Origin of the sequence: Clostridioides sp. ZZV15-6597, from assembly GCF_020657815.1 — a bacterium.
Classification (GTDB): Bacteria; Bacillota; Clostridia; order Peptostreptococcales; family Peptostreptococcaceae; genus Clostridioides.
Window position 1 is genome coordinate 22,367 of record NZ_JAGWCT010000019.1, and the last position, 24,322, is coordinate 46,688.

General features: G+C 27.8%; 19 protein-coding genes. 8 read left to right on the top strand and 11 right to left on the bottom strand.

The annotated features are described in order from the left end of the window. Positions 1-58: 58 nt before the first annotated feature. Entirely contained in the window at positions 59-790 is a 732-nt protein-coding gene (locus KGF52_RS06625; protein WP_227827272.1) for a glycerophosphodiester phosphodiesterase, read from the bottom strand. A gap of 336 nt (positions 791-1,126) precedes the next feature. On the opposite strand from KGF52_RS06625, the gene KGF52_RS06630 reads away from it, so the two are divergent. The 3 genes from KGF52_RS06630 (at position 1,127) to KGF52_RS06640 (ending at position 5,995) form a co-directional block, all read left to right on the top strand. Further along, complete coding sequence (locus KGF52_RS06630) at positions 1,127-3,316, top strand: amino acid adenylation domain-containing protein (protein ID WP_227839546.1); 2,190 nt, start codon at positions 1,127-1,129, stop codon at positions 3,314-3,316. A 410-nt stretch (positions 3,317-3,726) separates the two neighbouring features. Beyond that, positions 3,727-5,655 carry an OPT family oligopeptide transporter gene (locus tag KGF52_RS06635; protein WP_227839547.1) on the top strand — a complete coding sequence of 643 codons (1,929 nt, stop codon included), beginning with the start codon at positions 3,727-3,729 and terminating at the stop codon, positions 5,653-5,655. After that, on the top strand, positions 5,642-5,995 hold the full coding sequence (locus KGF52_RS06640) for a PqqD family protein (RefSeq protein ID WP_227827275.1): 354 nt from the start codon (positions 5,642-5,644) through the stop codon (positions 5,993-5,995). Before KGF52_RS06635 ends, KGF52_RS06640 begins: the two co-directional genes overlap by 14 nt. A gap of 146 nt (positions 5,996-6,141) precedes the next feature. On the opposite strand, the gene KGF52_RS06645 is transcribed toward KGF52_RS06640, so the two are convergent. The 4 genes from KGF52_RS06645 to KGF52_RS06660 form a co-directional block, all read right to left on the bottom strand. Then, a complete protein-coding gene (locus KGF52_RS06645; protein ID WP_227839548.1) occupies positions 6,142-8,061 on the bottom strand; it encodes an ABC-F family ATP-binding cassette domain-containing protein in 1,920 nt (639 codons plus the stop codon). Between the two features lie 25 nt (positions 8,062-8,086). Then, the gene (locus KGF52_RS06650) at positions 8,087-8,869 is read right to left on the bottom strand and encodes a M15 family metallopeptidase (protein WP_227839549.1); all 783 of its coding nucleotides are present in this window, start codon (positions 8,867-8,869) and stop codon (positions 8,087-8,089) included. An 81-nt stretch (positions 8,870-8,950) separates the two neighbouring features. Beyond that, entirely contained in the window at positions 8,951-10,399 is a 1,449-nt protein-coding gene (gene ddlR / locus KGF52_RS06655; RefSeq protein ID WP_227839550.1) for a transcriptional regulator DdlR, read from the bottom strand. A gap of 23 nt (positions 10,400-10,422) precedes the next feature. Continuing rightward, positions 10,423-11,322 (bottom strand): D-alanine--D-alanine ligase, encoded by a 900-nt coding sequence (locus tag KGF52_RS06660; RefSeq protein ID WP_227839551.1) that lies wholly within the window; start codon positions 11,320-11,322, stop codon positions 10,423-10,425. A gap of 259 nt (positions 11,323-11,581) precedes the next feature. On the opposite strand from KGF52_RS06660, the gene KGF52_RS06665 reads away from it, so the two are divergent. After that, positions 11,582-12,838, top strand: coding sequence for a competence/damage-inducible protein A (locus tag KGF52_RS06665; protein ID WP_227839552.1), 1,257 nt, complete (start codon positions 11,582-11,584; stop codon positions 12,836-12,838). 69 nt (positions 12,839-12,907) lie between these two features. Then, positions 12,908-13,687: an HAD family hydrolase gene (locus KGF52_RS06670; protein WP_227839553.1), complete on the top strand. Its 780-nt coding sequence runs from the start codon at positions 12,908-12,910 to the stop codon at positions 13,685-13,687. Between the two features lie 193 nt (positions 13,688-13,880). On the opposite strand, the gene KGF52_RS06675 is transcribed toward KGF52_RS06670, so the two are convergent. Both KGF52_RS06675 and KGF52_RS06680 read right to left on the bottom strand, forming a co-directional pair. Further along, positions 13,881-14,465, bottom strand: a complete 585-nt coding sequence (locus KGF52_RS06675; protein WP_227827281.1) for a zinc dependent phospholipase C family protein — start codon at positions 14,463-14,465, stop codon at positions 13,881-13,883. A gap of 199 nt (positions 14,466-14,664) precedes the next feature. Continuing rightward, the gene (locus KGF52_RS06680) at positions 14,665-16,086 is read right to left on the bottom strand and encodes a sigma 54-interacting transcriptional regulator (protein WP_227839554.1); all 1,422 of its coding nucleotides are present in this window, start codon (positions 16,084-16,086) and stop codon (positions 14,665-14,667) included. A gap of 325 nt (positions 16,087-16,411) precedes the next feature. Here KGF52_RS06680 and KGF52_RS06685 point away from each other — a divergent pair, with 325 nt between their 5' ends. After that, a complete protein-coding gene (locus KGF52_RS06685; protein ID WP_227839555.1) occupies positions 16,412-17,356 on the top strand; it encodes a DMT family transporter in 945 nt (314 codons plus the stop codon). A 188-nt stretch (positions 17,357-17,544) separates the two neighbouring features. Here the strand turns inward: KGF52_RS06685 and KGF52_RS06690 are convergent, their stop codons facing one another. Together KGF52_RS06690 and KGF52_RS06695 are read right to left on the bottom strand one after the other, a co-directional pair. Further along, positions 17,545-18,486: a TIGR01212 family radical SAM protein gene (locus KGF52_RS06690; RefSeq protein ID WP_227827284.1), complete on the bottom strand. Its 942-nt coding sequence runs from the start codon at positions 18,484-18,486 to the stop codon at positions 17,545-17,547. A 118-nt stretch (positions 18,487-18,604) separates the two neighbouring features. Continuing rightward, complete coding sequence (locus KGF52_RS06695; RefSeq protein WP_227839556.1) at positions 18,605-19,153, bottom strand: DUF308 domain-containing protein; 549 nt, start codon at positions 19,151-19,153, stop codon at positions 18,605-18,607. A 152-nt stretch (positions 19,154-19,305) separates the two neighbouring features. Between KGF52_RS06695 and KGF52_RS06700 the strand changes: the two genes are divergently transcribed. Together KGF52_RS06700 and KGF52_RS06705 are read left to right on the top strand one after the other, a co-directional pair. Continuing rightward, positions 19,306-19,734, top strand: coding sequence for a DMT family transporter (locus tag KGF52_RS06700; RefSeq protein ID WP_227827286.1), 429 nt, complete (start codon positions 19,306-19,308; stop codon positions 19,732-19,734). Between the two features lie 90 nt (positions 19,735-19,824). Next, complete coding sequence (locus KGF52_RS06705; RefSeq protein WP_227434322.1) at positions 19,825-20,475, top strand: diphthine--ammonia ligase; 651 nt, start codon at positions 19,825-19,827, stop codon at positions 20,473-20,475. A 115-nt stretch (positions 20,476-20,590) separates the two neighbouring features. Here KGF52_RS06705 and KGF52_RS06710 read toward each other — a convergent pair whose 3' ends face one another. Continuing rightward, positions 20,591-21,946 (bottom strand): MATE family efflux transporter, encoded by a 1,356-nt coding sequence (locus KGF52_RS06710; RefSeq protein ID WP_227839557.1) that lies wholly within the window; start codon positions 21,944-21,946, stop codon positions 20,591-20,593. A gap of 356 nt (positions 21,947-22,302) precedes the next feature. Then, the gene (locus KGF52_RS06715; RefSeq protein ID WP_227839558.1) at positions 22,303-24,036 is read right to left on the bottom strand and encodes a sensor domain-containing diguanylate cyclase; all 1,734 of its coding nucleotides are present in this window, start codon (positions 24,034-24,036) and stop codon (positions 22,303-22,305) included. Positions 24,037-24,322: the final 286 nt, after the last annotated feature.

A 24,322-nucleotide genomic window follows, 5' to 3' on the forward strand; every position in this document is an offset into this window, starting at 1 on the left:
TTAATAAAATTGTACATATTAATCATATAAAAGTCAAGGAGTATAAACTACTATATAACTAGCTGTATTGCTTTGATTGTAAAAGTTTTAAAGCTATATCTGGATAGTTAGTAAAAATACCATCTACATTAAGGGCTAGGCAGTGTAGCATATCTTCTTCTTCGTTTACAGTATATACATTGACACCTAGTAAGTTTTTGTGACAAAGTTCAACTAGAGATTCATTTACTAGAATTAAAGGAGGATGAAGATAGCTATTTCCTAGAAATTTAGCAAATTCAACTACATTGTTTATGGGCAAGTAGCACAATAAAGCTGTTTTTATACTGGGGTCTAATTTATGAAAATTTTTTAAGCTATTACTATTAAAACTAGATATAAGAACTCTATTTTTCATATTGTATTTTAAAATAAGTTTCAAAACATCCTTTTCTATGTTAGTGTAATTTACTTTGTCAGTTTTTAGTTCTATATTTAAGATTAAGTCTGTAGGCGAAATTAAAATTAATACTTCTTCTAAAGTTGGAATTTTACATTCTTTATTGTTTTGGTAACCTTCAAAGGATGAGTTTAAGGTTTTTAGTTTTCTTAAAGTAAGGTCTTTTACAAAACCATGTCCATTAAAAGTTCTATCGACTGTTTCATCATGAATAACTACAACTTTTCCATCTTTAGTCTTGTGAACATCAAGTTCTATTCCGTATATATCCATATCTAAGCATTTTTTAAAAGCGAGAATAGTGTTTTCTGGATATTTTCCACTAAAACCTCTGTGAGCATAAATGTTCATTTGTAAAACTCCTTTCAATAAATATAACTTCTTCTTATAAAATTTTAATTAATATAATATATCATATTCTAAACAATATAATTATGCATTAATTAAATAACAATTTATAATTTATATATTATATAAATGTAAGAAAATAAAATCATATATGTGTTATAATATATTTTAAACATTATAAATATTACGAATTTAATAGTCATAATATATAAGTATAAGTTTATGCAAGCTCATGTGTTTAGAGCTTGCATATGTATTATTAATATATTTCTGTACTTAAAAAAATAAAATTCCAAAAGAATTTTTTCTATAGATTTAGTAGTAAGGGGGAATTTTGATATGTATGAAGTTAATTTAGAACGAGCTATGAATTATTGGATGGATTTGCTAGATGATTATACCAATCTAGCAAAAATTCCAAATGATTTTTTTTATAAAGATTGTTCTGACGAAGTTGTAGATGAAATTTTTAAGATTGATATTGAAAAACATGAAAAATTAATTCAGTATTCTAAAATGAATAATATAAGCATAAGTTCTATTATAGAAACTATCTATGGACTGATATTACAAAAGTATACATATGAAGATGATGTAGTTTTTGGAAAAACAATAAATATAATTCCAATAAGAGTTAAGGTTAGACAAAGCGAAAAATTTATAGATGTTGTAAAAAAATTGAAAAGGCAATGGAGTAGGTCTTTAGAATATGGATATTATTTACTATCAGATATAGAGAATAAAAATCATTTGAACACTAAACTTATAAATACAATATTTGTAGCTAAAAGTTTTGATTTATCATATGACTATGACATAGAAAAAAAAGGATATGATTTATCTGTAATAGTTTATACTAAAAGGGCATTAAAAATAAAAATAAAATATAAGCCATCTATATATAAAAGAGAAACTATTAGAAGAATATTAAATCAATTTGATTATATAATAGAACAGATAATAAGGAATAACAATATTTTAATAGAAGATTTGGAATTTGTATGTAAAAAAGAAGAAAGAATATTATTGAAAGATTTTAATGATAATAAATGTGAGATACCATATGACAGAAGTTATATTGATTTATTTAGGGAACAAGTTGAGAGAACAGCTAATAATGTAGGTGCTAGAGATGAAAATAGAAATTTGACATATAGAGAACTTGATGAATTAACTGATAGACTTGCAGGTTATTTAAATCATATAGGGGTAAAAAGTGAAGATATAGTAGCTGTAATGTTGCCAAGAGACATTAATATAATTGTTACAGCCATAGGAATTATGAAATCAGGAGGAGCATTCTTTCCGATAGACACAAGTAATCCAGAAGAAAGATTAAATTACCTTCTTGAAGACAGTAATGCAAAAGTAGTAATAACTACAGACGAACTTAGATGTAAGGTTATAAATGAAAACACAATAGTAATTGATATAAATGATGAAGACATATTTAAAAACAGATATGACTTAACTGAAAAAATAACACCATCAAACTGTGCATATACAATATCTACATCAGGGTCAACTGGTAGGCCAAAGACTATAGCTATAGAGCATAAGAGTTTAGTAAACATGTGTTATTATAGTATAGAAGCTATAAGTGCTACAGAAAATGATAGATGTGGAATATATTTAAGTTTTAGTTTTGATGCTGTAATGAAACAACTATTTCCATATCTATTGATGGGTGCTTCAATAAACATTATGCCAGAAGAAGCAAAATTTGATGAATATACAGTAAATGAGTATTGTGAGGAAAATGATATAACTATATTAGCATTACCAACAGCGTTTGCAAGATTATTTATACAAAACTGTAACAATAGTTCACTTAGGGTTGTGCAGACTGGAGGAGAAAGATTAAAAGGATATAGAAAACGTAACTATGAGTTATATAATGAGTATGGACCAACAGAATTTACTGTTGTATCAACTTCTTTTTATGTGGATAAAGAGTATGGGAAAATACCAATAGGTAAGCCAATCTTTAATACTTATGCATATGTATTAGATAAAAAAAATAAACTATGTCCAATTGGAGTTCCAGGAGAACTCTGTTTATCAGGAATCCAAATATCAAGAGGCTATTTAAATAAAAAAGGGTTAACAGAGCAAGTATTTGTAGAAAATCCTTACAAAACTTGTGAACATAATAAATTAATGTATAGAACTGGTGATTTGGTAAGATGGTTAGATGATGGAAATTTAGATTATATTGGTAGGATGGATAATCAAGTAAAAATTGATGAATTTAGAATAGAGTTGTATGAGATTGAAAACATAATAAACAATATTGCAGAAATTAAAAGTGTTGTCTGTATATCAAGAACAAATGAGGACGGAGATATGTATATATGTGCATATTATGTGATTGATGATGATGATAGCGAAAAAATAAATGACATAACAGTTAGAGAATATTTAAATGAGCATTTACCTCCATATATGATTCCAACGATAATAATGAGGATAGATAAAATACCAGTTACCCCAATTGGAAAAGTAAATAAAAGGGCATTGCCAGAGTGATTTTGTATTATGACAGGTGTTATAAAGGTACTATAAAAGTTTCTTTATGACACCTATTTTTAAGAATTAATCAATTGACATAAAAGAAAGAATTTTCTGTACATTTTTACTGTGGTGAAAATATGTTTATAAGGATGATTATTGTATTTTTTATACTTTTCCGTGTTTTAAAGTGTTTTTATAACAAATTTAATTTTAACATAAAATTTTTTTTTACTTTTTATCTTAATCATTTTTAGTATAATCGAAAAATAAAAAGAAAATTAGCATAAAAATATCTAAAAGTAGAAATTAATAATATGAGATTAAATTTTAGTAGTTTTTACTCGCTATTTGTAAAATAATAAAAAGTTAAGTTTTATATGTATATATGTTATAATATATACAAACTGAAAAGGGGTGAAAATTTTATGAACAAAAAATTACCTAAGGGAGCTTATGGTGAGGTTAGTGGAAAAGATTACGTTCCATACATCACAGATAAGTCCAGAACCGGTGGAAATGTAGCTGTACTGATTATCGGTATTATTTTAGCTGCCATTTTTGCCGCATCTACAACTTATTCTGGAATGAAAGCTGGTCTTACAGTTGCAGCAGGTATTCCAGGAGCTATAATAGGTTCTGCTTTTGTTGGAGCATTTGCTCGTCAAAAGGGTATTCTTGGTAAGAATTTAATCCAAGGTATGTCAAGTGGTGGAGAATCTGTTGCAAGTGGATTCATTTTCGTATTACCAGCAGTTATCTTAATTGGAAGCCAAATTACATTTTTAGAAGGCTTAGCTGTTGGAGTTGGTGGTGTTTTATTTGGTATAGGAGTTGCAGCAATAGTTCACAATTATTTAATAGTTGAAGAACATGGTAAACTTATGTACCCAGAATCAATGGCTATATCTGAAACACTTGTTGCTTCAGAGGCTGGTGGAGACTCAATTAAATACATGGGAATTGGATTTGTAATAAGTGGATTTATCACTGTATTAACTGGTTCATTTTTAAATGTAGCAAACAACGTAATGAGTCTTGTAGGAAGTAAATTCTACAAATGGAAATTTGATATTGAAGTAAACCCTCTACTTTTAGGAATTGGGTTTATAGTAGGGCTTGAAGTTTCTTTAACAATGTTTGCAGGAAGTATCTTATCAAACTTTGGTATTGCGCCTTTAATAGGTTACTTTACTGATATGGCTAAAGATGGAGCTATGGTATGGAATAATACTGCAATGCCTCTTAACCAAATGGATGTTGGAGCTATATCTAGTAGTTATGTAAAATATATAGGTGCTGGGATGATGCTTTGTGGAGGTATTATTGGTGCAATAAAACTTATCCCAACTATAATCGCTTCTATAAAAGAAACACTTAAAGCTAAATCAAGTACTGGAGATGCAGAAGAAGGTTCATCTATACAAATGATACTTTTATTAGGTGGAGTAGTAGTTGGATTCTTAGCAGCGTTCTTAATTTCTGGTAACATTGCTATGGCAATTATTGGAGCTATCATATCTCTTTTATTATCTTTATTATTCGTCATAGTAGCTGGACGTTTAACAGGAACAATAGGAACATCAAATCTTCCAGTTTCTGGTATGACTATAGCTTCTTTAGTTATTGTAACATTAGTATTTGTTGTAATGGGATGGACTGATTTAGAAGCTAATAAATCATTACTTTTATTTGGGTCATTTATAGTTGTTGCTATTGCTATAGCTGGAGGATATACTCAATCTCAAAAAGTAACTTACATCATTGGTGGTAGCAAAAATGAAATGCAACGTTACTTCACAATTGCAAGTATAGTTGGTGTTATAGTTGTTGTAGGAGTAATCTTATTACTTTCTGACCAACTTAAAGCTACTGGTGATAATGTACAATTTGCACTACCACAAGCAAACTTAATGTCAACATTAACTTCTGGTATTATGTCAGGTAGTTTACCTTGGGTTATGATTATTGTTGGAGTATTTATGGCAATTGTGTTATATGCATTAAAATTACCAATAATGACTATAGCTATAGGATTCTATTTACCAATAGCAACAACTTCTATAATATTAGTTGGAGCGTTAATTCGTCTATTTGTTGAATTAGTATCTAAATCTGAAAAAGAAAAAGAAGCTAAAGTTTCTAATGGTATAAGTTTATCTTCTGGTCTTGTTGCAGGTGGATCTATCATTGGTTTAATAGGTATAATATTACAAGTAACTGGAGTTATAACTCCAAAAGTACCAAGTGGATTTGCTGCGACAAATTCAATGGCAATTGCTTTACTAGTAGTTCTAGTTGTACTTACAGCATTACCTATTATTTTATCTAAAGTAAAAAATAATGAGCAAGAGTAATGATGTTTTAGATATTGTATTTAAAATTACTGATGGACTTGAATATGAAGTAGATGAAAATAGTATTGTAACTATACTTGAAAAACAGGACCATAAGATTCAAAGATTTTTTAGAAAGTTAAAAGCTAGAATACCTAAATATAAAAAAATAGAGCTAGATGAATATTCTAGTTTCGTATTTTTACAAATTGATGGTCAAAAGACTGTTAGAGAAATAGGTGAAAACTTAGAATCTAAATATGGAGAAGAATCTCATCCACTTTATGAAAGGTTGTTGGTTTTTTTAAATCATATTGATGTCAATTGTCACTATGTTGAAAGAATGGATATAGACATATAAGAAAGAATTATTATAGGATATATCTGAATATAAAAATTAGAAGATAGTTATAAAAGAGCTATATGTTTTTAAAAACATATAGCTCTTTTAAATATTTATAACTTATAAACTTAAAGTAAAGGTCACTAAACTTAGATGTTTTAATATTATTTATTATTAGCTATTTCGTCAGCTAAATTATTTAGATATTCCCATCTTTCATATTTGCACTCAAGTTCTTTTTCCAGTTTTGATTTTTCATCTAAAATTTCTTGAAGTTTAGTAAAATCAGTTGCAAATTTTGAAGTACTTTCATCAAGTTTTGCAATTTTAGATTCAAGTTTTTCTATGTCAGAATCAATATTTTCAAACTCTCTTTGCTCATTATATGAGAATTTAAGTTTTTTATCATTTTTAGGCTTTTCTTTTTTTGGAGCAGTTGAATCATCATTTTTAAGTGATTCTTTTTTAGATTCTTCAAATTCAATTCCTTGAATTTCTCTATAAATAAGATAGTCACTATAATTACCTGTATAAATATGAATTTTTCCATTTCCTTCATATGCGAATATTTTATTACAGATTCTATCTAGGAAGTATCTATCATGTGATACTGTAATTACTACACCTTTAAATTCATCAAGATATTCCTCTAATATTTTTAGTGTTTCAATATCTAAGTCGTTTGTAGGCTCATCCAAAAGAAGTACATTAGGAGCTGTCATAAGAATTCTAAGAAGGTGTAGTCTTCTTCTTTCACCACCAGATAGTTTACCTATCAAAGTATACTGCATAGTACCATTAAAAAGGAATCTTTCACACATTTGAGAAGCTGTAATCCTAGTACCATCAGAAGTTTCTATATAATCGCTAGCTTCTTTTACATAGTCTATAGCCCTTATATTAATGTCCATATGAGAATCATCTTGAGAAAAGCAACCTATTTTTACAGTTTCTCCAATTGAGATATATCCACTATCAGGGTCCAATTTCCCATTTATTATGTTTATTAGAGTTGATTTACCCATACCATTTTTACCTATTATACCAATTCTATCTGTACGTGCTAAAGTATATTCTAAATTATCTATAACTATATTTTCTTCAAAAGATTTAGATATATTGTGTATTTCTATTATTTTATTTCCAAGTCTACTTGAGGCAACAGATATATCGATATTTTCATCAAGTTTGAAAGAGTCTCTATTTACGAGTTCATCAAATCTTTGTAGACGAGCTTTTTGTTTTGTACTACGAGCTTGAGCTCCACGTCTAACCCAAGCAAGCTCTGTTCTAATTAAATTTTGTCGTTTATCTTCCATACTTGATTCTAATGTAAGTCTTTCCATTTTCTTTTCTAAAAATATTGAATAATTACCATCATAGCTAAATAATCTACCTTTATCTAATTCAACTATTCTATTTGTAACACGGTCTAAAAAATATCTATCATGAGTTATCATAAGCAATGAACCTTTTCTTGAATTTAGATATTCTTCAAGCCAATCGATGGTATCGTTATCTAGATGGTTTGTTGGTTCATCTAGTATTAAAAGTTCACAAGGAGTAATAAGAGCTGAGGCTAGAGAAACTCTTTTTCTTTGACCACCAGAAAGCTCTATTATTTTTTGATTAAAATCATTTATACCAAGCTTAGTAAGTACAGATTTGGCTTCACTTTCTAAATCCCAAAGATTTAAAGCATCTATCTTCTCATGCATAGATAATAATTTTTTATTTAGTTCATCTGTAAAATTAGAATTAAGTTTTTCTAAAGTTTCTTGATACTTACCAAGTAGTTTTAATTCTTCTGAAGTTCCATTAAATACTTGTTCTAGAACAGTTGAATTTTCATTATAAGTTGGGTTTTGAGGAAGGTATTCTACTCTAGTACCATTAGCCTTTGTTATATTGCCAGTTTCACTTTCTTCAGCTCCTGCAATGATTTTAAGTAAAGTAGATTTACCAGTACCATTTACACCAATAAGTCCTATTTTTTCTCCATCATTGATACCAAGAGATATATTTTCAAGTAATTTTTTTTCAGAATAGCTTTTACTTATGTTTTCCAATGTCATTAAATTCATATAATTCACCTTTATTTCTAATCTATTATTTTTCGAAATGTTGGTAATCTGGGTTTTTCCAATATCCACCCCAACTCCAACCTCTGCTTACAAAAGCATTATAACAATCATCACCCTTTTTTATCATTCCAAATTTTAAAGCAGACCTATCTGCATAAACAGTGCTTACCTTAGGGCTAACATTGTCTCCAGAAACATGTGGGTTTTGCAATGGATTTATATCTATAGCACGTCCTTTACCATGATTTGAGACAGTATTTGTACCAGCTATAGTTCTATAACAAAATGCAGATGTATTATTATCAGACATAGATTTTTCATCTACAGCGTCATAATCATCTATTAATTTAATTTTTTCAATTGGATATTTTTTTTCATATAATTCTTTAAAAATATCGACAACTTCTGGAGCTAGTTCACTATTTACTATCATCTCACCTTGATGAGTTTTTTCATCAAATCCGTAGTAGGTAAGTTTCAAGTAAGATAAACTATCAAAACTTATAGGTTCATCAGAAGGCATAGATTTACCAATCATTTTGTTTTTTATATTATCTGGTATTGAAGAAGATGAAAAAGTAGGCTTAATATTGTTATCTTCCTGCTTTTTGATAGAGTTTTGATTATTTTTAGAATCATCTGTTGTATTATTTTTATCTTGCATAGTTTCTTGACTTTTTATATTATCTTCTTTGTTGGATTTAGAGAAAAATATCTCATATATAGATAGTAAGGCAAGAAATAATACAGTTATTACAATTGTTAGTTTTAATTTATTAATCTTCTTTCGTTTTGACTTTTTACTCATATTATCCCCCATGTTAGATTCATATAAACTATATATATTATACATCATAAAAATAAACTAGGCTAACAATATTTAGTTAACCTAGGACATTTCATCTATAGTTTCTCCTATTATTTTTATACCAGTTTCAATATCCTCAAAAGAGAGTCTCGAAAATCCAAGTCTTAAAGTGTCAGAACCAGAGCCATCTGTAAAGAATAAATCTCCAGGCATGAAGATAACATTTTTTTTATAACATTTTTCTAGTAACTTTCTAGTATCTATATTCTTAAGCTTTATAAATATATGCAAGCCACCATCACCTAAGATATATTCCGTTTGTATATATTTTTTTACACATTCATAGGCGAAGTTAAATTTATCCCCATAGAATTTACGTATTTTTTTTACGTATTTTTCAAATCCCCCATTACTTAAATAATCAAATAAAATACCTTGGTCTAAAAAAGATACATGTATATTTCTGCACCTTTTTACACTTTCTAACTTATCTATAACTTTTTTATCTGCAAATATCCATCCAATCCTCATTCCAGGAAATAAAATTTTTGAAAAACTACCAATATACACAACGCCATTATTCATATTATCAAGAGAGCAGATGGGAAATATATGAGAACTATTGTAGAGTAACTCTTCATTAAAGCCATCTTCTATAATTGCTATATTGTATTTTTTCATAAGATTATAGAATCTATATCTATTTTCAGGAGTCATTACAATTCCCGTTGGATTGTGATAAGAAGGCGTAATATATGCAAATTTTATTTTATTTTTGTACTCAATTAAACGATTTTCGAGAATATTGAAATCTAAACCATTTTCACATATATCCACACCTAAAATATTGAGATTGTGTGACTTCATAATTTTTATAGCTGTGTTGTGAGTAGGATTTTCACAGATTATATAGTCTTTTTCTTGAGTGAAAGAGGACATAATAATATCAAAGCCTTCTGTAAATCCATTTGTAATTAATATATCTTTGTTATTAATATCAACCCCCTTATTTGTCATATATTCCAGCAAATAGTCAATAAGAGGTTTATAACCTTGTGCATATCCATAGTTAAGTAGTTTGTGACCTTCTAATGAGATTCTATTTAAAAAAGATTTTTTTAATTCCTCCATATCAAATAAATCTCCATCGGGAGATATACTTTTAAATGATATTAGGTTAGAGCTCCAAGGTATTTCGCTTTTTATAATATCTAATTCATTAGCTTTTTTAGAGTATGTATTCTCTAAACAATCCCAATTTAAAGACCATGTAGTGTTTGAAGATTTATTTTTTGAATTAACAAATGTACCTTTTCCTGAAACAGAGTAGATTAAGCCTTCTGATTTTAGTTCTTCATAAGTTAAGACTATGGAATTTCTACTAACTTGTAAAAGCTGACTAAGCTCCCTTGTAGAAGGGAGCTTACTATTGTCTGGAATTAATCCTTTTGATATCATATCACTTATATAATTTTTAATTTGTATATAAATTGGTTCACTATCATTTAATCTTAGATTTGAAAATATCAAATTACCACCTCAAATTGTATTATCTAATTTAAAGAGTATTCTATAAGTTTATCTAATAATTGGCTATACTCAAGACCTTTAGCAGCAGCACTTCTAGGTATTAAACTAGTTTTAGTCATGCCAGGAAGAGTATTTAGCTCAAGAACATAAGGAATACCTTCACTTATAATCATATCAACTCTTACATATGCTTTGCAATTAAAAATTTTCCAACAAGTTTCAGAAATCTCATTTACTCTTTTTTGGAGTTCATCATCTAAATAAACAACTTCTTCTTTTGCTCCTTTTTCAAGTGAGTATTTAGCTTCGTAATCAAAGAATCCTGAGTCTGATTTTATAGATATAGTAGGAAATACTTCGCCATTTAATATAAATGAAGTATATTCTCCACCTGGTATATATTTTTCAATCATTACAAACTCATCAACTTCTAAACCTTTACGAACTGCTTCTTCAACTTCATCTTTGGAATGAATAAAGAATGTAGCAACACTTGAACCTCCTGAATTTGGTTTTATAAATACTGGATATCCTATTTTATCTATCTCATCATAATTTATTTCATCAACTGATTTTACTAAAGCCCATGGAGCAGTAGGAAGGTCTGAATCTCTAAGCATTTTTTTAGTGATATTTTTGTCCATACACATTCCACTACAAAGAGGTCCGCATCCAGAATATGGTATATCCATAGTCTCAAGTACTGATTGAATGCATCCATCTTCACCAAATTTTCCATGTAGTGCTAGTACTGCAAAATCTGTATCTTCTGGTATTTTTGTAAATATATCTCTTTTATCATCTATTATTACCTTTACAACATCGTATTTACTTTTATCAAGGTTATTATATATTTCTTTTCCTGAATTTAGAGAAACTTCTCTCTCTGATGATATTCCACCCATTATAACTGCTATTTTCATATTATACACTCCTATTTTAAATTTTATTATTTTTAAATTAAATTTTTTAATTTACTTACTTAATTATATGAATTAATGGTTGATGATGAAAGTACCACTATATGCTAAGTTTATATTATGTGTGGTTTTAGAGTGATAATCTAACTTACAGATAGAGTTGAATGATTTTTTAACTTTATTTATGTTCTTATTTTTGCTAAAATTAGTGGTATGAACTTAAGACTAGTCTTAATGGCTATAAATCAAGGAGTGATAAAATTTGAAAGCAGAAATAATAAGTGTAGGAACAGAGATATTGTTGGGAGATATAGTAAATACTAACTCTCAATTTTTAGCTAAAGAACTTGCAGCATTGGGAATAGAAGTATATCATCAAAGTACAGTTGGAGACAATAAGCAGAGACTCTTAGAATGTTTTGATGAAAGCTTAAAAAGAAGTGATTTAGTAATTACTACAGGAGGTCTTGGACCAACTGGTGATGATATGACAAAAGAAACTGCAGCAGAGTATTTTGGACAAGAATTAGAATTACATAAACCATCATTAGAAGTCTTAGAATCATTCTTTGTTAAAACAGGAAAGACAATGGCTGAAAATAATATGAAACAGGTATATTTTCCAAAGGATGCTATAGTATTAAAAAATAATAATGGAACAGCACCAGGAGCAATTTTAAAGAAAGATGATAAAAGTATAATAGTACTACCTGGACCTCCAAGAGAAATGAAGGCAATGTTTAATGAGAGTGTCAAACCTTACCTACAACAATTTACAAAGGAAATGCTAGTATCAAAAACTTTAAGATTGTATGGAATAGGTGAGTCAAATCTAGAATTGGAAATTTTAGATATAATTGATGAGCAAACTAATCCAACAGTTGCTTTGTATGCAAAGGAATTAGAAGTTACAATAAGAATAACTGCAAAAGCTGAAAATGAAGAACTAGCTTTTGAATTGATAAAACCAGTAGAAGAAAAGATAAAAGACAGAGTAGGGAAATATGTATATACTGAAGGCGATATTTCAGTATCTGAAGGAGAGTCTGCATTAGAGGATGCTGTTTCTAAGCTTCTTGTAGAAAAAAACTTAACAATAGCAGTGGCTGAATCTTGTACTGGAGGTTTGCTATCTTCATCTCTTATAAACTATCCAGGAATATCTTCTGTATTTCTTGAAGGATGTGTAACATATTCTAATGAAGCCAAAATGAAAAGATTGGGAGTAAAAAAAGAAACTTTAGAAGACTTTGGAGCAGTAAGTGAGCAAACAGCAATAGAAATGGCTGAGGGCATTGCTAAAGGGCTTGGAGCTAATATAGGCATATCTACAACTGGAGTAGCTGGACCTGGTGGAGGGACTGAGGAAAAGCCTGTAGGACTGGTTTATACTGCAATATATATAAATGGAAAGATAATAGTGAAAAAAAATATATTTAATGGAGATAGAAGAAAGATAAGATTAAGAGCTACTAGAGATTTACTTAATGAACTGAGAATACAATTAGAAAAACTTTAAATTATTATGATATTGGGCATATTTAAAGTATTGGTATAATATAAAATCATTTTTGGAGGCTTTTAATTTATGATAAAACATATATTTTGTGATTTAGATGGAACTTTATATGAAAATGGAGCTATAACAAAAGAGGACATAACAGCAATTGAGGAAATAGAAAAAAGCGGAGTACAGTTTAATGTTGCTACAGGTAGGGTTTTTAAGCAAGCTCGTGATATTATTGAAGGGAGCTTAGATATGAATGGCTATTATATATGTGAAAATGGCGCATTTATACATGATAAAGATTATAATGTGATTTTTAAGCAAACTATAGATGATAAATTAGTAAAAAAAGTTATTGATAGATTTGAATCAACTGATGCACAATTGTATTTTAAATATAAAGGAGATGTAATTGTAGATAGTGATACGACAGCTTTTAGACATTATTCTAGTGATTTTATAGTGGACCCTGATTTTGAGAAAAGAGATAGTTTTGATAATCTTATAGGTAATATTGGTATATGCTCTGAAAATTTAGAAGAGTTGTCTAGAATAGAGTTATATTTAAAAAGTGAGTTTAGCGAAGTGTTGGAAATATATTTTTCTAGTACTTATACTTTAAACATAGTTCCTAAAAGTGTATCAAAAAGAGGTAGTATAGAACATGTAATAAAAACTCTGAATGTAAGTCCAGATGAAGTTGCTACTATTGGAGATTCTCCAAATGATATTTGTATGTTAGAAGGCTTTAAATACAGTTTTGTAATGTCAAAGGCAAGAGAAGAAGTAAAACAAAGTGCAAATTATGTAGTAGATAGTGTAAAAAGTGCTATAGATGCTATAATAAAAATAAATAATTAGATATAAGATTGATGTTAAGTAATAAAAAACTAGTAAGTTATTTTTGTATGTTGATTTACTAAGTAATCAATTTTATAAGGTATTACCTATTCAGTATAAAAAAATGACTGTTCAAGAGAATTATAAAACTAGATTTTATATTCTGTAGAGCAGTCATTTTGATTGTATTAATTGTCAGTTTAAAATTCTTAAGTTAACCACAATTTGCTATATGGTATGATTTTATTGTATTAGCTAAAATAGAATCTAATATATAATTTATAACACTATTGCAAGTATATGCTGAAAATTTTAAATCATTCATATAGTCGCTTTTATTTTTGTATTCATTGTAAAGTTTAACAAAAAATTTTTCAAATCCGTTATTTATAGTACTACCTTTAATTTTAGATAAATCAACATCCTTTGCAAATGCTCCAAGTTCTCTTTCATAAGTGACATGTTTGTTCAAACTATGCTTAAATTCCCAGCGCTCACTATGAGCTAAGCAGAAAAAATCGCATAAAAAGTGGCAGATAACACCAAGTTCTTGACTAAGTCTACTTACTGAAAAATATTTAGAAACGCTGTCTATAGTAAGACTGCACAGATATTTTATTTTAGAAGCAACCATATTAAATGATTCATCCATATAATGTTTTTTTAATTTGTATTTAGAAAAAGCATCTGGTTTTATATTGCCATATATAAAATTTTTTTCGCTTATAAAGAATGTTTTATTTTCATCTATATTATTAAGTATCGATTTTGCCATAATAAAATGGGTATTCATTAACATATTTACACCTCGTATAGTTTATTAGACTTATTAAATATATTATTATGATATGATATTTATGATAAAAGTTTAATGGTAAATATATGAAATTAAGTCAATCACATTTATTTAAATAATTTCAACCATATTCATAATACCAGTAATTGGCGAAATTTACAATATGTAAATAATGTTAAGTTTTTATTTATCAAATTTAAAATTAAGTATTAGTATACTTTCTAATTAGTCTATTAGCTTTAGATTGAGAAATTTCAAGGAGTCTAGCTACTTTATAAGAACTGCCCAATTTTTCATAAGCATCCAAAATTACATTTTTTTCATACTCCATAATTAAAGTGTTAAAGTTTTTGTTTTTATAATCAATAGGTAGAGAATTATCTACATCAGTTGTATATGTTGGAGAATTATTTCCACTATTGACAGTGTTTACATTTTTAGTGAGTATACTTGGTAAATCGTCTGTTGTTATATGATTATCTCTACAAGTAAGTAAGATTTTTTGAATTATATTCTGTAACTCTCTTATATTACCTGGAAATCTGTAGTTTGCAATAATACTTATAGCTTCTTTTGAAATTGTCTTGTTTAGATTAAAGTCACTTGAATATCTATTAAAATAATATTTTATAATCTCTACTAAATTATCTTTTCTTTCTCTAAGTGGAGGGAGTTTTATTTCTATAACATTTAATCTATAATATAAATCTTCTCTAAATTTTTTTTCTTTTACTTTAGAAATTAAGTCAGCATTTATAGCAGATATAATTCTTATGTCAACTTTTTTATTTTTTAAACTTCCAACAGGAGTAAAAGTCCTATCTTGTATCAATTGTAAAAATTTTGCCTGTAGATTTTGTGGTATATCACCTATTTCATCTAAAAAAAGAGTTCCTCCATTAGCCAATTCCACAAGACCAACTTTACCTTTGGTACTTGCACCTGTAAAAGCACCTGAAGTATATCCAAAAAGTTCAGATTCAAGTAGTTGTGGAGATATGGTTGCACAGTTTATAGTTATAAATGAACCACTTGCCCTGTTGCTGTTGTGATGTATATATCTAGCAAGTGAACTCTTTCCTGTTCCAGATTCTCCTAATAATAGTACGCTTACATCAGTTTTAGAAACATGGTTAACTGTATTCATAATAGGTCTCATAACTACACCATACATAATTACTGTATCTTCAATCCTAAGAGCTGTTCTATATAGTGTTTCCACCTCAGATTTGTATCTTTTTACTTGTTTTTTTGTGTCTTCAAGTTTATTTTTTATATTATTAAGCTCGGTTATATCTCTACAATTTTCAACAGTGAATTCTAGCTCGCCATTTTCATCAAATACAGGGCTTGCAGTTATAATAAGTTTTTTTCCTGTTTGAGTATCCTGTTCAAGTGAAAATTTAGACTTTGTTCTCAATACCACTGGTATGGGGCTTTTTGTTGAATATCCAGATTCTTCTAAGAAAGAAACGTTTTTTCCTAAAATATCTTCTTTTTTTAGACCATAATTTTCTTCAAATGCCTTATTACAATATATTATTATACCTTTATCATCAGATGCACATATTTCATCATGAGAAGCCTCTAATATTTTTTTATAAAACTCTAAATCTAAATCCATTTTCCCTATTTACCCCCTAAATTTTTACTGATATATTAAAATAGGTTTAATTTATTAAATATAATTAAAAGTATAATCTTTATATAATACATAAATTTCAGTCTATTTTAACTTTAAATAAGTTATATATAACTTATTTTACAGTTAAAACGAGTCTAAATCAACTTAAAATATACTTGAAATTACTATAGAAAAGTTGAAAAACTAGTAATATTGTTGCAAATTCTAAGTTTTTAGTGTCGATATAAATAAAATAAAATTGGCATGTTTTTTGCTTGATAAAAATGATGTGTATTGACTAAATAATAGTAGAGGGGTATTTAAGATGGGAGAAAAAAGTAAAGGGTATGTATTTATAGCAACAGCAGGAATCTTATGGGCTACACTTGGGTTGTTTGGAAAGTTTTTGATGGGAAATGGACTGACATCAGAACAAGTAGCATTTACAAGATTATTTTTTGGATTTATAGTTTTAGGTGTTTATTCAGCTATAAGAACACCACATATTTTAAAAATAAACAAAAAAGGAATTATTTATTCAGTAATAATAGGAATTATATGTCAAGCTATGTTTAATTTATGTTACTTTAAAGCTATTGATACTGTAGGTGTATCTGTATCAGCAGTTTTATTGTATACATCGCCATTGTTTTTAGCTGTATTTTCAAAATTTTTTTATAAAGAGAGTATTACTAAAAGTAAAATATTTTCGCTGATTTTTTGCTTTATTGGTGCTATTATGGCAGTAACTGGTGGAAGTTTGAATTTTCAAAACTTAAGTACTATGGGCTTGTTACTTGGAATATTATCTGCAATAGCGTATGCACTTATGCCAACTATTAGTAAGAATGCTTTAAAGGAATTTTCAAGTTCAACAATATTAGTTTACAGCTTTTTATTTGGAGCGATATTTATGATTCCTTCTGCTAGACCATGGGAAATATTAAATTATGCTAAAGATTTAAATATTTTATCTTGTATGTTGATGTTAGGAGTTGTTCCAGCAGCACTTGCATATATTTTTTATGCAGCAGGCATATCTAAAGGTGTAGAGCTATCTGTTGCAGGTGTTGTAGCATCAGTAGAATTAGTTGGTTCTGTTATAATTGGATGCACTATGTTAGGAGAAAGTTTTTCTATAGGAAAGCTGTTTGGAGTGATGCTAATGTTGATATCAGCTGTAACATCACTTAATCTTTCTTATGATGGAATAAAAATGTTTTATAAGTCTAATAAATTAAAACAAACTGAAAAAACAGAAAGTATTTAAGACTATATATTTTGCCCTTGTACATTTGTATAGGGGTATTTTTTATTGTAATTTTTAACATGAAATTTGATTTGTGAACAATAAAATAACTATAGAATAAAATAACTATAGATAGATTTATATTTTCTATAAATATATCTATAGTTATTATGTTATCTTTAATCACTATTTAATATGTTAATCATTATTTAATCTTGAATAAATTTACATCCCTGATAGGACTTTCGAGATTTTAATGTATCATCAATTTGATTTAAAATCTCCCATTTTTTTAAACTCCATAAAGGTCCAACAAGTTCATCTCTTTTACCGTCACCAGTAAGTCTATGAATTATCATAGTTTCAGGTAATATTTCTAGTTGGTCACAAACAAGATTGATGTATTCATCTTGGCTCATAAGAGTTAACATCCCATTTTGAAGCATTTTCTCCATCGGAGTATCTTTTATAACATGTAATAGATGTATTTTTATACCATCTACATTCATTTTTCCGACTGCCTTAGCAGTTTCCATCATCATATTATAATCTTCACCAGGTAGACCATTTATAATGTGTACAACTACTTTTATATTTTTAGCCTTTAATTTTTCCACACCTTCAACAAATGCTTTATAATCATGTCCTCTATTTATAATTTTAGATGTAGAATCATGAATTGTCTGAAGTCCAAGTTCAACCCATAGATTAGTTCTTTCATTAAGTTCAGATAGATAATCGACTACATCATCTGGCAAACAGTCAGGCCTTGTTGAGATTGAAAGACCTATAACATCATCAAGAGATAGTATAGTTTCATATTTCTCTTTTAAAATCTCAAGAGGTGCATAAGTATTTGTATAAGCTTGAAAATAGCCAATATATTTAGCATGAGGCCATTTTTTTAACATCATTTCTCTTATATTATAAAATTGATTAATAAGATTATCCTTAGGATTTCCAGCAAAGTCGCCTGAACCTTCTTTACTGCAATAAGTACAACCACCATAGCCAATACTTCCGTCAATATTTGGGCAAGTAAATCCTGCATTTATTGATACTTTAAAGACTTTTTCTCCAAATGTATTTCTAAGGTAGTAATTCCAAGTATGATATCTTTTATTATCAAAAGCATATTTAAATTTATCCAAAGTAATCACCTATTTCTAATAAAATTGTACATTAAATTTGTACAAAAAACATATTACCACAAATAGGTGACTTAAACAAATTCTATTTTAAGTAAGGCAAAATAAAGCAATAAAATAATTAATATTTTCTAGATTTGTTTCCAGAAAAAAATAGAGCAAGTCCAAATAATATTATGAAAAATGACATTATTAAGACTATAAATCTAGATAAAAATAGTGGTGACAATATAAGGCATATACCAAATAAAGTTTTAACTATATTCCAAGTTGTAAACTTAGAATATGGATTATTTTTACTATTTACAAATACTACAAGCTGATTAAAAATTAAATAAAATCCCAAAAGTAATGAGAAAATACTTTGTATTTTTTGAGGAAATACAAAAAGTAGTATACATGTAACTATTAGAATCCATTGAACATTGGTAGATGGTTTAATCTCTTCTTTAGTAGCATATCTTTTTAACTCATTGATGTTTTTAAGATTTAAATATGCAAAGAATAAAAGTGCAACCCCAAAAGTCCAAGAGATTAATTTTATACCTAGAGTCTTAAACGTAAGGCACAAGAATCCCAATATAACAAGTAACACTCCCATTATCATAAATTTAGTAGCATTTTCTTTTTTATTAAAGTTATCAAAATTGATATTAAAATTTGTATACATAAAATCACCTCCAAAATCAATAGAACAATTATAACAGAAATTCATATTCAAATAAAGCCACATAGTATAAAAATAAAACTCTACTTAGTAATTAATTAATAGGTTGTATCATAAACTCTTATTAATAGAATTATACAGGAGGAGGTTTGTCCATGACAAAATTATGGGCAATAATATTTGCATTATTGGCAGGTGGGTCTACTGCTCTTGAAGCTTTTATAAATGGAGAACTAGGTAAGAGTACAACAGCATTGGTTGCCACCTTTATAAGTTTGACTGTAGGAGCAATATTTTTTTTAGCAAGCATAATAGTTGCTGGGGATTTAAAATGTTTAGTATCTTTAAATGATTTTAATTATAAGTTATTGTTAGGAGGAGTATTTGGAGGACTAATAATATATTTTACAGTAAAAGCAATTCCAAACTTAGGGGTATCAAATACACTTATATTAACACTTGTGTCTCAGGTTCTAATCGGCTTTTTTATTGATAGCGTGATTTTGGGACAAGAAACAATGCATTTATACAAATACATAGGGGTTATACTTTTAATTTTAGGTACATTCTTTATAGTAAACTAATGATTTAAAATACCATATAATTTGCTATATAACTTAAAAATTTGGTATAATTAGGATAGCAAGTAAAGTTAAAAGAAAGAGGTGTTAGGAATGGCTGATGAAAAATTTGTAATGTCATTTAGTGGTGGTAAAGATAGTATATTAGCATTAAATAGAATGTTGGAAAAAGGATATAAGCCTGTGGCACTCTTGACAACTATAAGTGAAGAACATGGAAAATCATGGACTCATAACTTAGAGCATAAGATGCTTAAACAAGTAAGTGATAGTATCGGACTACCTCTGTTAGTTGCTGAATGTGGAGTAGAAGGGTATGAAGAGAGTTTTGAGAGAGCTTTAATAAAAGCTAAAAACATGGGAGCAACAATATGTGCATATGGAGATATAGATATAGAAAGTCACAAAAAATGGGACTCTGACAGATGTGATGCAGTTGGTATGAAGGTAGAACTACCATTGTGGCAAGAAAGCAGAGAGGAATTGGTATATGAATTTATAGATAGTGGATTTTGTAGTGTCATAACAAAAGTAAACTTAAAGCATTTAGGAGAGGAATTTTTAGGAAAAAAATTAACTAGAGAACTTGTGAAAAAGATAAAAGAAACAGGGTCAGACCCATGTGGAGAGCATGGAGAATATCATACATTTGTAGTAGATGGACCAGTATTTAGAACTCCTGTAGAATATGAAGTAAAAGGAAATGTAATAAAAGATGGTTATGGCTATTTAGAAATAAAATAAGTACATAAATAAAATACCTATTATACAATCTTAATGTATGCAAAGTATCGATATTTGCATACATTAAGATTGTATAATAGGTATTCTTTATTTTATATATTATTATTACTTTTGTTTAAGCTATTTTTTTTAGACTAGAATCTAGTGTAGAAAAATTCTTTTTTAGGAAAATCATTGATGCAATAAGACATATAAATTCAGAAACAATAGTAGTCATCCATATTCCTTGACCACCAAACATTAGTATCATTACAATTAAACTTAGAGAGACAATTACAAGTCCTCTACCAAGAGATATAACTGTAGAAATTGATGGTTTTTCTACTGAAACAAAGAATCCTGAAATTATTACATTAAATCCAACTAATAAGAATGATATGGAGAATATTTTAAATACACGAACTCCTTCATTGAATAATAGAGTCTCTTCTGGGTGAATAAACAGAGAAACTATTGATTCTGAAAAAGTCATACAGATTGCAAATACAGCTATTGAAGCTATTATTGTAGCTTTTACTCCCATCTTCAATAATTTCTTTACATTATCGATGTTGCCTGCACCATAATAAAAACTAGTAAGTGGTTGCATACCCTGAGTTATACCCATCATAGTCATAAGAACCAATGTGTTTATATAGTTTATAACACTATAATAAATAAGAGCATTTTCTCCTATATATTTAGTAAGGCTCAAGTTAAAAAGTAAAACAACTATACCACAACTTAATTCAGTAGTTGAATCAGGGAAACCTATAAATAGAATTTTTCTAAGTGTCTTAAAATTAACCTTAAATTTAGAAAAATTCAAAGTTGAGTTTTTTCTCAAAAAGTGTATTAAGAAAAAAACAGTAGAAAAAACTTGAGACAAACCAGTCGCAATCCCAGCACCCTTTACGCCCCATCCAAACTCTATTACAAATAAATAATCTAGTATGATGTTTGTAAGGGCTGATATTATAACACCAACAGTAGCCAATATTGGGAATCCATCAGTTTTTATTATAACTTCTAAAGAATAGGAAACTATAAAGAAACCATTAAAAAATATTATTATTCCTAGGTAGTCTTTAACCATACCGATTGTAGATTCTGTGGCACCTAAAAATAGTGCCAATCTATCTAAGTTAAAAAAGGTTACTGCCAATATAATTAATGATAGTATAATTATTGATACTAAGTTAAATGAAAAAACTTCATTTGCAGATTTGATATCTTTTTTACCCAGATAAATTGCAATTATAGTAGAGGCACCAGTTGAAAATAACAAAGAAACTGCAAATATAAAATTAATAAAAGGCATAGATATATTAACAGCAGCTAAGGCTAATTCTCCAACTCCTTTACTTACAAATATTCCATCAACCATTGTATACAATGAGAAAACCCACATTGCAACTACAGATGGAGCTAAGTATTTAAAAAACCTTTTGCCCAAACTTATGTTTTCGTCTATAGATATTTTTGTATCCATTTATTATCACTCCTTGTAAAGCTATTATAAAAATTATGAAACTATTAATTAATAATTTTATTTATTACTAATATAGATGATAAACTATGGTATAGTACCAATGTCAACAGCAAATAGTAAATAATTATAAATTTTATTAAATAATAGTAATTTCAAAGGTTTTATAAAAGTAAAAGGAGATGATTCAAATTTTCATTTTGAGATAACCCCTTTTTGTTATTTGAGATTATTATAATTATATTATCATTTTCAAAAAAATAATAAAAAAATATAATTATAATAGAATAGTTTATAATGTAATATTGTAATAAAAATAGTTAGGTTTATATTAATATGGAATATACTAAATAAATATATTATTCACATATTCTGTAACAATTTTTACCACTTGCTTTAGCTAAGTACAAAGCTTCATCTGCTTTAGAAAATAAGCTTTTATATGATTTACTTGAATCTGTAGCAAAAGCAATGCCAATACTCAATGTTATTTGATGATTGTTTTTTGCCTTTATTTTACTTACATCAGTTAAAATATCATTAATGCTTTTTATTACAGAATCATTTGATAGCGATTTCATAAATATCATAAACTCATCTCCGCCGATACGAGCAACTATATCCTTATCATCTGTATTTTGCATTAATATTTTTGAAACAGCAACTAAAACTTCATTTCCTTCTAAATGTCCAAAAGTATCATTTACAGTTTTAAAGTCATCAATGTCAATAACCATTAAAGCTTCACTATTTTTTTGTTCAGTATTGATGAGATACTCATCTATAAAATTTTCTGATGCTTTTTGATTATAAAGCTGTGTTAATGGATCTCGTTGAGTTTGAGCAATTAATTTTTCTAATTTAGATTTATCTTCAGTTATATCTTTCAAAACACCAATTGTTTTGATTGGATTATGATCACCATCATAAATAACTGAACATTGAACACGAATCCATCTCCACTCATCTCTAATTAATGATTCTAACTTTCGTATTTCAATTGTTTCATGAAGGTTTCCACGAAGTACTTCTAATAATTTACCAATATCATCAAGATGAATACTTTGCCCATCTTTTAATATGTTGGAATAATTTCTTGTTTCAAAATTTTCTAGTTCAATTTTTCGGTCTATTTCAACTCGTTGATATATTACAAAATTATCATTTTCAATATCATATTCAAACATAATATCTGTAATATTTTGTAAAGCAATACGATATCGTTCTCTCTCTAACTTTAATTCAGATTCTATATTTTTTAGTTGAGTGATATCTGTAATAATGCTATTGATTTTTACAATACCATCACTATTTAATGATTTCATTCCAGAATCTAATACCCACATTAATGTTCCATCTTTTTTACGTATTCTATATTCAGATGAATAGGTAGAGCCTTTTGCAAAACATCGTTCACAATCTTCTAGTGCTTTAGGTAAATCTGGTGGGTATACAGCACCTACTGCAGAGCCACCACTCATTTCCATAAACTCATCATATGTATATCCTAATATTTTAGGTAATCCCTCATTGACATAGAAAAATGAATATGTATCATCATCATTGCTTCCTTTTAATCCACCATTGATATTATTGGTAATCATTTCGATTACTTCTGTCTTTTCCTTTAGTAATCTTTGCAAATAATCATAACTTTGTGTTCCTATTTTATTAGGGAAGAATTCATCAACTTGCATTTCACTGTATGGGTTTGATATGTGCATATGTCTCACCAATAATTGTCCATTGTTTTCAATTATTTCAAATGTACAACGCTGACATACCTCTAAAATCATTTGGTCATTTTCTTTAGTACGAATAGTATATTTTCCTACTACGATACATCTATATTTATCTTCACTTACAACTTCAAATATTTCATTATTCATATCACAAGAAGGAACTTCGTTTTGACCAGCATAAAAATAGTCTTTTATTTCATTAAAAGAAGTGAGAAATTCTTGTTCTCCTGGACCAATCCAAGTAATATCTTTTGACATATATTTTAATACCTCATTAATATCTCGATTTACATAAAAACTCATTAAAATATGTCTTACCAATTCTGGTGCTTTTTTTGAGAGTGTGCTCATGATATTCTCCTTTCTTACTATTATATAAATTAATTATATTATACATTAATACTTTTAAATTAGAAAACTTTGTTGAACTATGACCTTTTTATGAAATAAGAAAATTTTATGCAATATTTTAAGTAAAAGTAGGTTTTTATATAAAAACTTAATTTATCTGTGTTAACTCTGATTTATAGAATCAAATGATTTTATTATAAAAACACAAATAAATTAAAAGTAGTTACTCTAAATAGCTTAGTGCCCTAAAATTAAATTAATTTTATTGCATTATATATTAACTTAT